The following is a 14,615-nucleotide window of genomic DNA, read 5'->3' as shown; positions in this document are numbered from 1 at the left end:
CCGATCTTCGGACGTGCTTGCCGGCCGGTTCGAAACGCCAGGGTTGCAACGGAACTCACGATCGAGACGTGCGGTGGCCCGGGGCGGCGAAGATGGCGGCGGCGGTCGCGCGCAGGTCGCTGACGAAGAGTTCGGGTCGCTCCCATGCGGCGAAGTGTCCGCCGTGGGCGGGTTCGCTCCAATGCACGATATTGGTGAATCGACGGGCTGCCCAGCGGCGTGCGGGGCGGGGGACCTCTTCGGGGTAGACGCTGCAGCCGGTCGGCACGTCGATCGTGTCATCGACGGAGGCGGTGAACCACCGGCTGACCTCCGCGATGCTCTCCCAGTACAACCGAATCGAAGATGTGCTGGTGCCGGTGAGCCAGTAGAGGGTGACGTTGTCGAGGATCTGGTCGCGGGTCAGGCCGGGATCGCCGGTCCAGGTGTACAGCTTTTCCGCGATCCATGCGGCGAGGGCGGCCGGTGAGTCGGTCAGCCCGTACCCCATCGTCTGCGGCCGGGTGCTGTGCATGGCCGAGTATCCGGATCCGGTGCGAGTGCGTTCATCCAGGTCGGCCAGTGACGCGCGTTCGCCGTCGGTGAGAGTCGTGTTGTGATCGGGCGGGGCGAGCGGCGGTACGAGATGCAGGCCGATCAACCGATGTGGTTGCTGGAGCGCGATTTTGGTGGAGATACTGGTCCCCCAATCGCTACCCGCGGCTAGGAAACGTGAATATTCCAAACGGGTCATCAATGCACACCAGGCGCGGGCTATGCGGCCGATGCCCCAGCCGGTGGTTTCGGGCTTACCGCTGAACGCATATCCAGGTAGCGATGGAATGACGACATGGAATGCCGGCTCGCCGTCGGGTGGGTTGGTGAGCAGCGGAATCAGGTTCTCGAATTCCAGGAAGGAGCCGGGCCAGCCGTGGGTGAGCACCACCGGCGTGGCTTCCGGGTCGCGGGAGCGCACATGGAGGAAGTGAATCCGCAGGCCGTCGATGGTAGTGCGGAATTGTGAGATCTGGTTCAGACGTCGTTCGGTGGCACGCCAGTCGTATTCCTCCATCCAGTACCGGCACAGGCCGATCATGGTGTCCAGCGGAATGCCTTGAGACCAGTCCGGAACCGGTTGTCGCTCGGGCCATCGAGTTCGTGCCAGGCGCAGGCGAAGATCGTCGAGCTTGGCCTGCGGGATGTCGATGTGAAACGCGTTGATGGTCTCGGACATTCGTGGTCTCCGTCTCGGCGGACTGCGCGTTCTGGCGGGTGATGGCCAGCCCCTGAAAGTGTGGGCCCGGGAAGGCATAACGTCATCCCGGCGCAGAACGACAGACGGGTATGCGATTGAAAAACGTTTCCCTGCAACAGTTCACGCTCCGCACGGGTGTGGTCGCGGTGGCGATGGTGGCCGCGTGGAGCGGGTTCACCGGGACCGCCGGTGCCAACTCCACCGATCCGGTCACCCAGTTCACCTCGACTCTCACACGGGTTCCGGGTCCCGACTGTGCCGCGATCATCGGAGCCGAGACCGTAGCACAGCCGCAGTCCGGTGTGTTCGGTGTCCGGTTGAAGATCACGCAGACCGGGGAGTTCTGCGGGGCATACCAGGTCACCGTGCATTGGCGGAATGACGACACCGGCCAGACAGGTGGACAGTCACAGCGCATCGAAGGCACCACGGTGGTCGGCATGCCGGACAATGTGATCACCGGTATGGGTATGGGGCCGGGCGCCGGGAAGGTCGAGGCGACGATCGACACGTACTCCGAGGTCTATCCGAAGAATGTGGATCTGGAGCACATCGCGGGCCACGCGACGTTCACGCTCGGCTGAGCGCGCGGCGGTCCGACCGAGATCGTGTGCGGGACAGCAGTCCGCACGGTGGCATTCCGAGGCCCGCTACCGGACCTCGGTCTGCACTGATCCGACCGCGACCGATCCCGAGTTCATTCTCCTACCGGGTGAAACAGCGCCTGTCCGTGAGGAGTTCAGAACCCTTCGGAGTGCCGGGAGAGCCAATCCGCTAGAAGGAGCTGTCGGCCAATCGGTTTGGACGGCCGACTGACGCGCGGGTGCCGGGCCCCGTTGCCCAGATCTCACCGCGCCAGCAGCGGGAGCGCCGGGAAGGTGAAGTCCTCCCACAGCAGACGCGAGGCGCTCTCCGGGTAGGAGGTTACCTTCGACGGCGTGTCGAAGACCTGCGCGAGGCGGTGCTCGGCGTCGTACGCGGGCCAACCCGGGTTGCCGTGGGCGGCGAACGACGTCCACGACCCGCGGATTCGCGCCGACAGCTCTACCGCCTCCGGCGAGGGCGGGTCGCCGATCAGCATGGCGGTCTGCCCACTGCTCAGGTTGCCGAAAACGAGCGGCACGTCCAGCCCGTGGCACGCGCCGAGAGCGCCGCCCATCCCGGGGGCAGTCCACATCAGCTCGTAGAGGTAGGCCCGGCCGCCGCCGGCGATCTGCGCGTCGGCGAGCCGGACGCTCGGCATGCGGAACAACCAGTCGGCGTTGACCAGCTCGTAGAGCTCTTCGTCGGCCGCGGCCGGGAACGCCTCCCGATACCTGCGTGCGCTGTCCGGCCCGGTGCCTAGAACGTGCAGCGCGGTCTCGGTCTGCTCGTGCGTGACCTGGCCGAGGACACCATCGATCAGGCTGAACAATCTCTGCTCGTCCCGCGTGTGCCCGACGACAAGCTCGACGTCCCGGGCCGCGCCCTCGGCCAGCGCCTGCCAGGGGGTCGTGGGCAGCACGTCACCGTCGACGACCGGCGCGTACGGAATCGGCCGGTGGGTGATCTTCCCCCAGCGCTCCCGCCACCGTTCCATCTTGGCGAAGACCGCGTCGCCAGCGGCGGGTAGCAGGTCCGGGGCCACGGCCGACAGCCCGGATACCGTGGGCGCCACCCCCAGCTCCGCGGCGAAGGCCGCGGTGAGGTCGGCGGCCAGCTCGGGAGAGAAGAACGTCCCCGGCACACTCTGTGCGACCGCCCGGCGGAAGAGCCCGGCGGCGCGCGGCATCGCGAGCAGTGCGGCGACCGATCCGGCACCCGCCGACTGTCCGAACACCGTCACTCGGTCAGGGCCGCCGCCGAACACACGGATGTTGTCTCGCACCCACTCCAGGGCCGCGACCTGGTCGAGCAGTCCGCGGTTGGCTGGGGCACCCTCGATCTGGGCGAACCCCTCGATGCCGAGACGGTAGTTGAGAGTCACGACCACGGTCCCGCTCGCGGCGAGGTGCCCGGCATCGTATTCCGGCAGGCCGGAGTGGCCCATGGCATAGCCACCGCCTGGAATCCACACCATCACCGGTAGCTCGGAGGCCGAATCCAGTTCCGGCGTCCAGACATTGACCGTCAGCCAGTCCTCTCCGGCGGTGTCCCGGGACACCGCGAGCACGGCGGACTGCGGAGGCGGCGGGCCGAAGGCGACGGCGGGCCGCACCCCATCCCAGCCGCGCACCGGCTGGGGCGCGGCGAAACGCCGATCGCCGACCGGCGGCTCGGCGAACGGGATGCCTCGGAACACCGCAAGCCCCGCCTCCCAGCCGCCGCGCAGCGCACCGGCCACCGTGCGGACCTCGGGCACGGACTCAGCCCGCTTGCTGGAAGCGGCCATTTCGTTCTCCCTCTCGATGGCTGTCCGGCCGAGCATCCCAGCGCGAGAGAGCCGGCGCAAACCATTAAAGGCCACTTCATATCTCGCTGCACTGAACAGCCTTCTGCCGTTACTGAACCAAGTGGTTTGCGTCGATCTCACCCAACGGACTGGCCAGAGCCAGAGGTGCTCGTTCGCGAACATTATGGGCCAGCTGCCAAAGCGGTTCTGGCACAGCACATTCAGCAGTTGAGGATGTTCCGCGCGACTCAGAAACGCACGGGTGGTTGGTATTTCGCCACCCGGCGCTGGTCGTTTCGATCAGCGCGGTCAGCGGCAGAATAGGGCGTGTTGAGGGAGTCCACCGTGGCCACCTCACGGTCAGTTGAAACTCAGCCCTGCCAGGGTTCGTTCCCTGCGCCCGCTGGCTTCTGGCTACAGCCGGAGCGGGTCCCGCGGATACGTTGGCCTGCAAGATCACCCATCGCACCTGCTTTGTCATTTCAGATACGTCCGCTACGCAGTGGGACTCGCCTCAAGTGCATGTTGGAGATTCACCTGTCGGGGCAGGTTATCGGATGACCGAGACGGGACACGACTTCGTTGTAAAGGGATGTGATGTCTTCCTCTGGAGATCCGTCTATCGAATTGGCTGGCACCGATTCGATGCCTTCCAAATGATGCGGCTGTGCGCTGCAGTGCGCAACTACCCTGAGATCGCCATTCCGCAGCTGAAAACGGCAGGAAGCCGATATAGCGTCCGCCTCTCGCTGTGTCGCCAACCCTGAGACATCCCGTGCCCGAACACTACTAAGCCATGGACTGAATCCGACTGCTCGTGCTCCAATGCCACGATGCGAATCGGCGTCGGCGGCAAAGTATTCGGCGTCCGTGCCGGAGTGTCCACTCGTGGCATTGGGGCAGGAGTCGGCCCGCTATCAGCCGGCGCAGCGTGGGGAGGACGACGACCGACCACCCGGTACCGATCCAGCGGTGGCGGCGGCCCGATTGTCGCGCTCGTCGGACTGTGCCTGACCTTTCTCGTGGCGTACTTGGTGGTCTGGTGGCCATTCATCCTCGGCTCATGGATCGCCGTCTCGACTTTCGGCGCGGCGAACCCATCGACAGCCCGAACCGCGGTCGGCTGGGTATGCGAAGCACCCTGGCTTATGCAGCTCACCACGGCGCTGTCGGTGTTGCTCTACCGGTATTTGAGGCGCGCATACGCCTCGATCAAGTAGCCGCATGTCGCGCTCACTGAGCGGGCCACTCGGCGGCCTCGAAGATCAACGCACAGAGGTCATCTCAAGAACGGCGGGCGAGAATGATCCCTCCGATCGGACCCTCCGCCGAGGTGAGAGTCCGATCTGCCTCGATGACGAAGCCACGGTACTCGAGCCATGCGCGCATCTGGCTAGTGGTGGCTCGCAACTTGTAATCCCGACGCGCCCACCGGGCGAAGGACAACACCACCAGCACCAGCACCCCGGCGATCAGCCACATCAGCACACCTCGCATCCTACGGGCACGCCGTCCATCAGCATTCCCGGTCATGGCACGAACCTCCAGGGTTCGCGCCAGCCTCGGAAGGCTCCAACTCGGCTACGTCGAGCACAGCGGTGCGCTATGGGTCGGGCTGTCGGCAAATCTGGACTGCGATGACCAGTCCTCCGCCTGTGATCACGCTTTGATGATAGGTGTCCTCTACGCCTGGCCGGTCGACGCGGCCTCCGCACCCGGGCACCCAGTTCCTCTACACACCACGGCCTTTCAACACCACAACGACCACGCCACACTGCGCTTCACCAACTGTGGCCTGCTTCGCTCCCGCGTCACCTACGACGATCAGTCACGTTCGAAAGTCCCTCCGCCACCGTTGATCCCGCCCTGATAATTATCCCCCGAGGACCTGCGCGCCTCGTTGGTGGAATCAGCGAACAACTCCGCTCCAGCACCCAGCTACCGAAACTGGTCATGACCCATTCCGCGCTCTTCGTCGACGAATGGACATCGAAGGCGGGCGAGCGGCTGTACCGGTTACCCCGCATCTGACAATCATCACGCCTCGTCCGAATCGGAATAGCTGCGGTCCAGAATCGCGTGAGGTCAAGCCAGAATCCGCTATGTAGCCCTCGGAGGAAGCTGCTGGGTGAGTGCGGGCGCAGGCGACGTGAGGGCGGACTTCTCAACTGTCGACACAGTCCGCGTGCTGCCACCCTGGCCTCACCGAGGTAGGCACTCGAGAAGCTTGTCTCGCAACCAGTCTGGGGTATGCGCATCGTCGCGAGGAAAGTGCTCGAAGTCGAGGGCATAAGCCCCCGCTGTCAGCGGCGGCACGAAATCGGGCTCGTGCTCGTAGTCGAATTCGATCGTGAACTCTCCGGAACGATCGATGACATATCGTGCGGTGTACCAGGTCCCGACCTCCGGCTGGTACATCGCGGACCGCAGTTGATCAAACTGCCGCCACGCGACACGCGGAGTCGAATACCGTTCCGCGGCACCGTCGTCGCCGACAACGTCCAACCTGGCCGCGTCTATCTGCACCGTACCCAGAAATTCGAACCGAATCTGCTTCCATCCGAAGGGAACTGCGTCGACCAGCGCCTGGCCGACCGTCTGCAGAACACTGGACTGGTCGATCGTTCGGTTCGCTGAATCCCCTGCGGTCGTCATTGAACTATCTTGACATGAACACCCGCTCACACCCCGCGGTCTGTCAGCGCCGAGTTCCGGCGATGCCACCGCAGCAGGATTCTTCAAGCGATAACGGCGGCAACACGCGTCGTTGCAGGTCAGAGCGTTTCTATTCGCCCGATAATGGCTATTTGAGTAGCAGATGTGCAGTTTTCGGCCTAGTCATATTCGAATCGCGCCAGATCTACTGCACTGCAATACGTTCGGCCACATAGCTGGTCATCGAAGGCCGATTCGCGCGGAGAGAAGTTCACAGCTCCCCTGGTCGCGCTTTGGCCGACTCTCTCAGCGGCGATATGCGGCATGACCGGATGTCTTCGCTAGTCGTCCGCCGCCACGATAAGAGTGAGCACTCGATCCGCTTGATCGATCGCTACTAGTTCATGAAAGCCGTCGACGCCCACAACCCAACCCCAGTCATGCTGGGCATCAGGGCGAAGGTCGGGCAGTTGAAGCAACTCCGGTGCCTCCAACAACGGAAACACTTGCGTGTCCAACTCGGCCTGGATCTCCCGGGATACTGGCACTCCAGCATTGTCCGCCCAGTCCTGCAACAAGATCCGTGCCGACGTAGAGCTGATCGGCCGGAAGGTATCTGCCGCGATGCACTCCACCCGGTACGGTCCGTGCAGCGTGTGGATGCCTTGACCTTCGAAAGCAGTCGCGAAGTGGTCGCGGTAACGCGGATGAGCGACAAGTGCGGTCAGCAACTCCGAGACCGGCCGCGCTGAGTCAATTCGGAACGTCTGCAGCCTCGCCCAATGGTAGGTGCCCCGATCCAGCAAGACGGACCGCTCGGTCTCGAAGGTAAGCGGGCTGTCCATGCGGTGAGCTTGCCATGGCGGACGATCCCGTCCCGGGAGGCGTGATCCGGCCTTCGGCAGGAGAGCGCGCTCGCCATCCTGGCCGCAGCCGATTCCGATCGCGCGGGTCGCGGCAGATTCGGACGTCGAGTCCGTAGAGCAGCTACCGCTTCGGGATCGCGGTCGACGGTGACGTGTCACAGCTGGGTTCGATCGCAGTGTGGCTTGACGAATAGGCCCTGGGAGGTTCTGTCAGCCTGCCCGACCCTGTCGCCATCATGAATCGATACTGAGACCGCGCTCGATTCGCGTAACTACTTGGACTGCAGCGGACTTCGATCTATCCGCGACATGACGCGCGACCCGCGGGCTCTTGCTCGACGCGACTCCGATTCCGCACTAGCGCTGCCGGTGTAGTTGGCGAAGATAGACCGCAGGTGTGACTCCGACGACGTGCTTGAAGTCGTTCAGGAAATGCGTCTGGCTGCTATAGCCCATGTCGGCGGCGATACCGGCCAAATCGGGACGTTCGGTGTCGGCGATTTTTCCGATCGCCCGCAAGAGGCGTTGTCGTTTCAGGAGCCACTTGGGGCCGACGCCGACATATTCTGTGAAGACGGCCTGCAGGCTCCGCTCGCTGCGGAAGAGTTCAGCGGCCAAGGCGCTGACCGTGGTGGGGCTGTCTTCTCGCATCATGGCTGCGACGGCGTCAGCGATCAGCTGCAGGTGCCGGCGGGAAGGTTCGGCCTGCTTCGAACGCAGAAGCGCATCGAGCGTGCGCACGATCTGCTCCTCGGACTGCTGTAAGAGCTGGCTACAGAAGAGCTCGTCGACCACAGGGAACACCGCGGCCATCTCGATTCGGTCGCCGCCACGCAGGCGACTCGTAGGTCCGTCCCAATACGGCGCGAAACCGCCGGGCTTGAACGCGATGCCTGCCATGATGCCGGTACCGGCGGTGTCATAGCTGAGGGGCCCGTCAGACACGCCATGCACGAATGCGCCCTGTGTGGTGAAGAAAGCGTGCACCATCGGGGCTGGGAGCACCTCGGTCGGTCGATAAGTCACGTTGTACGGCAGCCGCCACCGCATCACCCAGTAATGCGACACGCACGTCGCGACTTCGGCGGCAGGCTCGAACGCACGGACCTCGAAGTACCGGTCGAACGTCTCCGGCTCCAACAGCCCGCTCTCCAGCAAGACCCTGTTCCGGTCGGGCAAACCTGCGGATTTCTGAGATATCTCAGCCACGCCACCTTCCTACCGTAAGTGGACACCTATCGGCGGGAGAGGAACAACATGAACGAGAACACCGCGGCACCCAGCCTTGCCATGCAGTCCCTGGACCGGCTGGTCGGCACCTGGCAACTCAGCGGCGACAGCTCCGGCACCGTCATCTACGAGTGGATGAACGGCGGCTTTTTCCTCCTTCAACACGTCAACATGCACCTTTTCGGCAGCGACATCACCGCGTTGGAGGTCATCGGCCATCTGCAGCCCTTCGGAGAGCCACCGACCTCCGAGATCCGGTCGCGTGCCTACGACACCCGCGGCAACACCCTCGACTACGTGTACGAATTGGACGGCGACAGCCTGACCATCTGGGGCGGCGAAATCGGATCCTCGTCGTTCTATACAGGCACCTTCGTCGACGAGGACACCAACGTCGGAAAGTGGACCTTTCCCGGCGGTGGTTACAGCTCCACGATGCACCGAATCTCGCGATGAGCATGGCAACGGATTAGTGCGGCGGAAACTCGCCATTCGGCATTGTGCGAGCGTTGGGAAACGCTGTCAGCCAACCAGTTTGGACGACCGGCCAACACGCGGGTAGCGGTGCGGGTTCAAGCGGTCATCGCAACACTTCATCGAGTGCTTCTGATGGTGTGCGGAATCCGAGGGTTTGTCGAGGGCGTCCGCTGAGTTCGTCAGCGATGGCATCGAGGTCGGCCTGGCTGACGGGTGCGCAGATCGAGGCGGCGGGGAAGATATTGGCGGACAAGACCATTGGTGTTCTCGTTGCTGCCGCGCTGCCAAGGACTCTTCGGGTCGCAGAAATAGACCTCGACCCCGGTAGCGATGGTGAACGCGGCGTGCTCGGCCATCTCGTGGCCTTGATCCCAGGTCAGGGTGCGGCGCAACGCAACCGGCAGGGTGAGGATCTTGGCGGCGAGCGCGGGCGCGACCAGATCGGCGCGGTGCCCCTCTGGCAGCGCGATGAGCAGCAGGAACCGGGTCGAGCGCTCGACCAGGGTCGCGACCGGGGACATCCCGCGCCCGAAGATCAGGTCACCTTCCCAGTGCCCGGGCACCGCCCGGTCCGCCGCCTCGGCCGGGCGCTGGGAGATGTTCATGAGTCCCGGCCGGGCACCGCGTCCGTCGGGCAGGCGGGCTTTGCGCGGTCGGCGCATCGATCGTGGGCTGCGCAGATAGTGGGTCAGTTCGTGGCGCAGCTCGCCGCGGGCCTGGATGAACAGTGACCGGTAGATCGTTTCGTGCGACACATAACCCATGCTGGACTGCGGATTTCGGGCCAGCCAGCCCGCGATCTGCTGCGGTGACCAGTGCTGGGTCAGTTTCTGGGTCACCAGTTGCGCCAATCGCGGATTCTTCGACAGTGTCGTCGATTTGGGTCGGACCGCGCGCGCCCATGCCGCCCGATCGGCGCTCAGCGCCCGATACGCGAAACGCCCGCCGTTGTCGGCGACCTCGCGGGAGATGGTCGAGGGCGCTCGTCCCAAACCTCGGGCGATCGCGCGCAGTGATTGTCCCGCGGACAGTCCCCGTGAAATCTCCTCGCGCTCAACCACGCTCAAACGCAGGTTACCGCGATGGCGGGCCACAGGACGGACCCCGCCGCAGCGTTTGAGCAGCTCACGCACGGTGGAGGGACTTCGGCGCATCTCACGGGCGAGCACCCTGACCGCTTGCCCGGACCTCCATCGGCGCCAGACCTCGTCGGCTTCGGCCTCGGACAAAGAAGTTCTCGTCATCGCACACCACCATGCTCAGCAGGACAAACCTAGTGTTGCGCTGACCCATTGAGACCGCAGGCAAGAGCGTGCGTTCGGCCAGCCTCGGATGGATACGGCCACTTGATCTTCCGGCGCCCGCGCTGGCCGGTTCGCAACGCGCAGGTCGCGGCAGTTGCGGACGTTTGGAAGCGCTGGCGGCCAACCAATTTGGGCGGCCGGCCAACGCGCGGGTCGCGGCAGATCAGTACGTTGCCGATGATCGAGATAATCTCTGCCCGTTGATCTTCGCGCCTGCCGCGTGACCGCTTCGAACCACGCAGCTCGCGGCAGGCTCGTGTATCAATTCGACGGATACTCCGCCACTCGACGGATATTGCGCCACGCTGCCGGCACTCGTTCGCGACGAGGCCCCCATTGCAGCCGCGCTTCGCGCAGCCCACTGAGGGCAGGAACAGCCGGGCGGTGCACGGCTGGTCCGGTTCTGAGATGATCTCCGCGACAACGTGTTTGCCGCCCGGACCTATCGAGGGGAATCCTGTGAAGGAATTCTTTGTGAATGAAACGTTGCTGTCCCATTCCGATGCGTGGAAAGTGGCGAAAGAGGGCGAAGTAGGGACAGAGGGCGATGGATTTCTCTGCAATCTTCAGACCTGGGAGGAAGAGGACAATCTCAGGGACCACTTGCTTCTCCGCGGCCATGGCGGTCAGACGCTGTGGATAGGTTCGTGGAAGGAGGACCGGGAGGCCGTAGTGCCCCAGTTTGAGTGCGACGAGGAGCGCGTGTATTTCACGGGCAGTTCGACACCCGATCAGGCATGGACGATCACCGTCCACAGTCTGACCAGAGTTGTGATGGAGCTGCGGCCTGTCACCGATCTTTTGAAGTCCGTCACCGAGCTCGAGATATAACGTCGTACCTGGTGCGAGCTGACTGTTTTCGGGAGGATCAGCTCGCACGCCGGCGAGTGCAGCCGCCGGGAAGGCGGGTCCGAATTCGGTGGGATGCTCTCGGCCAGTTGACTTTCGGGGCGCTGCGATGGCCGGTTCCAACCGCGCGGGTCGCGGCAGGACAGTGTGTTGGTGGCCTGGCCGGACAAGAGCATCGTCCGGCCAGCCGTCAGGGCTACGCCCGTCCGCGGTCCGATGAGGGTGACCACGTTGCCATCGCGTTCGGATGCGTAGTCCAAACTGGCGTCGTAGTCGATGTTGAGCACCGTTGGTGCGATCATGATGCGCGACTTCCATGCCGCATGTATCCGACTCTCATGGCATACCGATCATGAAGCCAAAGTCTCTATCGTCGTGCCCGGTCGATGTCCGCGCAACAGGCATCACGGCATGAGGTGGTGGCAGCCCGCTGAATGGTGTTGTGCGGCAATAGCCAAAGTCCGGAGTCGTCGTCGGCTGGACGCCCGCTGTCCGCCTCTGGGATGATCTTTCCGCGAGTCGCCCGTGCGATCCGCCCGCTACCCGGCACTGCCGTAGCCGCGGACTTCCCGTCGACCGGCCGGGCGCCGGAACAGGAGACAGTCACCATGTCCGATATCATCCGGGAACCCGACGACGAAACCCCGAGGCAACCGCATTCTTTCCTGCTGCCCTTCGATCAGACCCTGAGCGACCGCACGCAGGGCATCGGCTCCCTGGGGGATCTCGCCCAGCAGCGCACGGACTCCGGCACGGATTCGGCCTGGCCCTTCCCCGCAGATGGCCAGGCCGCCGACGGTGCAGCGGACTCGCAAGCTCCCGACTAGGTTCAAGGTCTCGAGTAGTCATCGGCTTAGCGTGCACTGAAGCGGCTCGGGTTCGCCTCGAGCCGTTGGTCTTCGGCGGAGCGCTGCCTACCGCGCCGGAACGCGCGGGTCGCGGCATGAGCGGACGCTCGATTCAGAGACCCGCGCAGCTGATTCGGCCTTACACGATCCGCCCGCCAGCGGGAGGCATGTTGTCTGGTTCCTCCGGCGAGTTTTTCAAATCTTCGTTGGATCCCTCAAGCTTGGGGAAGAACTTTCCGGTCTCCAGGCCACTCTCGAACGGGCTTCCCGTCGCCGAGTTCGTGGCATCCTCCTCGGGCATATCTGGTTCCTCTCGCGATTCGATGAATGGCCCGAATAGCGTACCCAGCACCGACTAGTTCTGTGCTGCAACGAGTTAGCGCGTCTCAATATCCGAGAATCGGCATGTGCGGGCATTGGGAAGCGCTGTCGGCCAGTCAGTTTGGACAACCGACCGACGCGCGGGACGCGGCAGATGAGTACGTCCCGCGAAGGATGAATCGTGCTCGGATGTCTGTGAAATGATGGTGGTTTCAATGGCTTTCGAGAAAGGCTCGCTGTGTCGAACGAATCGCAGGACGACGTGCAGTTGACCTACACCCCGATCACGGTCGATGACAACCTCGCCGCGCCTTCCGGCACCGACGACGTTCTGGTCTCCGTCGACTCGACCCCACCCGGTCAGAACAGTTTCCGCGCACCGTATTTCATTGGTGTCGACGATATCGTCACCGATGAGAGCCTGGCTCGGCATGGTGAAGTCCTGACAGTGGTCGTGAGCTACGACGACTTGGCGGAGGGCGATGACATCGCCCTCTACAGCGACCCGGGCTCGATCCCCGGCCCAACACACACGACCAGCCGTGACCAAGTCTTCCAAGGTGTGAAACTTCAGTACACACGTGCGCAGCTCACGAGCCTTGGCAATGGATCGCACAAGTTCTACTACACCGCCACAGACCGTGCCGGAAACATTGGCGGCCCGTCCGATACCGCAGCGATCGAGCTGAATCTGTCCAGCTCGTAGGGATCGAGGCGGATACGCAGCACCGAACTCAAAGTGGTCCAGCGATCTGCGCCGGACCGCCCTCTCGTCTCGTGGGCAACATTCCCCAACGACCTCAATTCGGCAGTAGCGTGCGTTGGGAAGCGCTGGCGGCCAACTGATTTGGACGGCCGACCAACGCGCGGGTCGCGGCATGACCGGATACCTGCGCGATCGGCCCTATTCGCCCGTGTGACCGTCGAGTTGTTCCCTCAGTAGGTCTGCCGTTGTGGCGGGCGTACTCCTCGATCATGTGTATGAGAATCCAGCGCAAGCTGAAATCGAGACCGCTGGGCTGGTGGGTACCTACAGTGTCGAGGGACTCGCAGTGAGCTACCAGTGCACGCGAGCGCGCACATTCCTCGTGCCACAAGCGAAACGCCTCATCCACGTCCGCATCCGCGACATCGAAGTCCACGTCCGCGGATCGGTCCGCACGCCAGTAGAACGCGGGCGCGTCCACGCCACCGAGGGTGCGGGCGAACCAGCCTCGCTCCACGTCGGTCATGTGGCGGACAAGTCCGAGCAACGACAGCTTCGACGTTGGCACCGCCTGCTGACGCAACTGGGCAGCCGAGAGCTCTGAACACTTCCACGCCAAGGTTTCTCGCTGGAGTTGGAGAAAACCGGTGAGCGTCTGGCGTTCTCCGGAAATCCGAGGCGGTTCCTCCCGCTGGACCGATATCATTCGATCATTCTCGCCCGGACTACTGCGGTCGGCATTCCGAAGATCGCTGCCCTCGACCGCCAACAGTCCTTCAGGTCCGACTACGCAGCAGATCCGACGAGGTCTCGCGTTGGCCGGTTCACTCAGCGCGACATGCGGCAGAAGAATGCTTTGCAGATCATCGAGATTGCTTTAGCCCATTGATCTTCGGGCGTTCTTCGTGACCGCTCCGATCAGCGCTGGAATTCGGCCGACCCGGCGGAAATCCCGTTCAGCAACCGCTCGAGGAAGGTGTCGCATTCCGCTGGCACCGGATACTTGGAAGCGCATCCCATGCCCTGCATCATCGCAGAACCGGCCGAGAGGACCGAGCTGCCGGAGTCCGCGACGGATTGTGCGCCTGGAGCCGCCACGGCGGAACCGGCCGAAACCGCGCTGATCAACCCGCCCGCGAGAACAAGAATTGTGAGACCACGTTTCACGCTTACCTCCAGATTGTGTGCTGTGCCGGGCAAACGCTAACCGCCCAGCATAGTGAAATGTCGACGATTCAACTAATCCGTATGCCCCGACTTCCTGGGGCATCCGATCTCGTTCCAGCGTGCGCGCGATCAGGCGACGGCGAAACGCGCGGGAACTGAGTTCGGCAGGCACAGAACCGGTTTCGGCCAGCACCCGGCTCAGCGGAAGCGCTCTGCTGGTAGATCTTCCGCTGCGCCGCGATGGCCGGTTCTGTCAGCGCGATATGCGGTGCGGGTTCAGGCGGTTATCGCAACACTTCATCGAGTGCTTCTGATGGTGTTCTGAATCCGAGGGTTTGTCGAGGGCGCCCGTTGAGTTCGTCGGCGATGGCATCGAGATCAGCCTGGCTGTAGGTGCGCAGATCGAGGTGACGAGGAAGATATTGGCGGAGAAGACCATTCGTATTCTCGTTACTCCCGCGCTGCCACGGACTCTTCGGATCACAGAAATAAACCGGGACCCCGGTCGCGATGGTGAAGGTGGCGTGTTCGGTCATTTCGATGCCTTGATCCCAGGTCAGGGTGCGTCTCAACGCGACCGGCAAGGT

The 14,615-nt window shown here is 63.6% G+C and carries 15 protein-coding genes and 1 pseudogene; 5 read left to right on the top strand and 11 right to left on the bottom strand.

Annotated elements, in window-relative coordinates:
- Nucleotides 1-55 precede the first annotated feature (55 nt).
- On the bottom strand, nucleotides 56-1,201 hold the full coding sequence (locus ABZX86_RS36195) for an epoxide hydrolase family protein (RefSeq protein WP_355130562.1): 1,146 nt from the start codon (nucleotides 1,199-1,201) through the stop codon (nucleotides 56-58).
- Between the two features lie 122 nt (nucleotides 1,202-1,323).
- On the opposite strand from ABZX86_RS36195, the gene ABZX86_RS36190 reads away from it, so the two are divergent.
- On the top strand, nucleotides 1,324-1,818 hold the full coding sequence (locus ABZX86_RS36190) for a hypothetical protein (protein ID WP_355130307.1): 495 nt from the start codon (nucleotides 1,324-1,326) through the stop codon (nucleotides 1,816-1,818).
- A gap of 263 nt (nucleotides 1,819-2,081) precedes the next feature.
- On the opposite strand, the gene ABZX86_RS36185 is transcribed toward ABZX86_RS36190, so the two are convergent.
- The 5 genes from ABZX86_RS36185 to ABZX86_RS36165 form a co-directional block, all read right to left on the bottom strand.
- Nucleotides 2,082-3,605, bottom strand: a complete 1,524-nt coding sequence (locus ABZX86_RS36185) for a carboxylesterase family protein (protein WP_355130305.1) — start codon at nucleotides 3,603-3,605, stop codon at nucleotides 2,082-2,084.
- Between the two features lie 1,284 nt (nucleotides 3,606-4,889).
- Entirely contained in the window at nucleotides 4,890-5,093 is a 204-nt protein-coding gene (locus ABZX86_RS36180; RefSeq protein WP_355130303.1) for a hypothetical protein, read from the bottom strand.
- 714 nt (nucleotides 5,094-5,807) lie between these two features.
- Nucleotides 5,808-6,260: a hypothetical protein gene (locus tag ABZX86_RS36175; RefSeq protein ID WP_355130301.1), complete on the bottom strand. Its 453-nt coding sequence runs from the start codon at nucleotides 6,258-6,260 to the stop codon at nucleotides 5,808-5,810.
- A gap of 341 nt (nucleotides 6,261-6,601) precedes the next feature.
- Nucleotides 6,602-7,105 carry a hypothetical protein gene (locus tag ABZX86_RS36170; protein WP_355130299.1) on the bottom strand — a complete coding sequence of 168 codons (504 nt, stop codon included), beginning with the start codon at nucleotides 7,103-7,105 and terminating at the stop codon, nucleotides 6,602-6,604.
- Nucleotides 7,106-7,483: 378 nt separating this feature from the next.
- Complete coding sequence (locus ABZX86_RS36165; RefSeq protein WP_355130297.1) at nucleotides 7,484-8,335, bottom strand: helix-turn-helix domain-containing protein; 852 nt, start codon at nucleotides 8,333-8,335, stop codon at nucleotides 7,484-7,486.
- A 48-nt stretch (nucleotides 8,336-8,383) separates the two neighbouring features.
- On the opposite strand from ABZX86_RS36165, the gene ABZX86_RS36160 reads away from it, so the two are divergent.
- Nucleotides 8,384-8,812, top strand: coding sequence for a hypothetical protein (locus ABZX86_RS36160; protein ID WP_355130295.1), 429 nt, complete (start codon nucleotides 8,384-8,386; stop codon nucleotides 8,810-8,812).
- 124 nt (nucleotides 8,813-8,936) lie between these two features.
- Here ABZX86_RS36160 and ABZX86_RS36155 read toward each other — a convergent pair.
- Nucleotides 8,937-10,077, bottom strand: a pseudogene (locus ABZX86_RS36155) (IS30 family transposase).
- Between the two features lie 519 nt (nucleotides 10,078-10,596).
- Here ABZX86_RS36155 and ABZX86_RS36150 point away from each other — a divergent pair.
- Nucleotides 10,597-10,968, top strand: a complete 372-nt coding sequence (locus tag ABZX86_RS36150; protein WP_327138842.1) for a hypothetical protein — start codon at nucleotides 10,597-10,599, stop codon at nucleotides 10,966-10,968.
- A 626-nt stretch (nucleotides 10,969-11,594) separates the two neighbouring features.
- On the top strand, nucleotides 11,595-11,813 hold the full coding sequence (locus tag ABZX86_RS36145) for a hypothetical protein (RefSeq protein ID WP_355130293.1): 219 nt from the start codon (nucleotides 11,595-11,597) through the stop codon (nucleotides 11,811-11,813).
- Nucleotides 11,814-11,973: 160 nt separating this feature from the next.
- On the opposite strand, the gene ABZX86_RS36140 is transcribed toward ABZX86_RS36145, so the two are convergent.
- Nucleotides 11,974-12,135, bottom strand: coding sequence for a hypothetical protein (locus ABZX86_RS36140; RefSeq protein WP_355130291.1), 162 nt, complete (start codon nucleotides 12,133-12,135; stop codon nucleotides 11,974-11,976).
- Between the two features lie 258 nt (nucleotides 12,136-12,393).
- Here ABZX86_RS36140 and ABZX86_RS36135 point away from each other — a divergent pair, with 258 nt between their 5' ends.
- A complete protein-coding gene (locus ABZX86_RS36135; protein ID WP_327138838.1) occupies nucleotides 12,394-12,861 on the top strand; it encodes a hypothetical protein in 468 nt (155 codons plus the stop codon).
- A gap of 94 nt (nucleotides 12,862-12,955) precedes the next feature.
- Here the strand turns inward: ABZX86_RS36135 and ABZX86_RS36130 are convergent, their stop codons facing one another.
- The 3 genes from ABZX86_RS36130 to ABZX86_RS36120 all read right to left on the bottom strand — a co-directional run.
- Nucleotides 12,956-13,567 (bottom strand): DinB family protein, encoded by a 612-nt coding sequence (locus ABZX86_RS36130; protein ID WP_355130289.1) that lies wholly within the window; start codon nucleotides 13,565-13,567, stop codon nucleotides 12,956-12,958.
- A gap of 212 nt (nucleotides 13,568-13,779) precedes the next feature.
- On the bottom strand, nucleotides 13,780-14,028 hold the full coding sequence (locus ABZX86_RS36125) for a hypothetical protein (protein ID WP_327138835.1): 249 nt from the start codon (nucleotides 14,026-14,028) through the stop codon (nucleotides 13,780-13,782).
- 284 nt (nucleotides 14,029-14,312) lie between these two features.
- The coding region (locus ABZX86_RS36120) for an IS30 family transposase (protein WP_355130287.1) at nucleotides 14,313-14,615 on the bottom strand (303 nt) is incomplete at its 5' end.

It is taken from the genome of Nocardia sp. NPDC006630, assembly GCF_040611495.1.
Lineage (GTDB): Bacteria > Actinomycetota > Actinomycetes > Mycobacteriales > Mycobacteriaceae > Nocardia.
This window is presented reverse-complemented; position numbering and strand designations above follow the sequence as displayed.

Coding starts and splice junctions, on each gene's coding strand:
- ABZX86_RS36190 (WP_355130307.1), top strand. CDS start 1,324: ATGCGATTGAAAAACGTTTCCCTGCAACAGTTCACGCTCCGCACGGGT.
- ABZX86_RS36185 (WP_355130305.1), bottom strand. CDS start 3,605: ATGGCCGCTTCCAGCAAGCGGGCTGAGTCCGTGCCCGAGGTCCGCACG.
- ABZX86_RS36175 (WP_355130301.1), bottom strand. CDS start 6,260: ATGACGACCGCAGGGGATTCAGCGAACCGAACGATCGACCAGTCCAGT.
- ABZX86_RS36170 (WP_355130299.1), bottom strand. CDS start 7,105: ATGGACAGCCCGCTTACCTTCGAGACCGAGCGGTCCGTCTTGCTGGAT.
- ABZX86_RS36160 (WP_355130295.1), top strand. CDS start 8,384: ATGAACGAGAACACCGCGGCACCCAGCCTTGCCATGCAGTCCCTGGAC.
- ABZX86_RS36145 (WP_355130293.1), top strand. CDS start 11,595: ATGTCCGATATCATCCGGGAACCCGACGACGAAACCCCGAGGCAACCG.
- ABZX86_RS36140 (WP_355130291.1), bottom strand. CDS start 12,135: ATGCCCGAGGAGGATGCCACGAACTCGGCGACGGGAAGCCCGTTCGAG.
- ABZX86_RS36130 (WP_355130289.1), bottom strand. CDS start 13,567: ATGATATCGGTCCAGCGGGAGGAACCGCCTCGGATTTCCGGAGAACGC.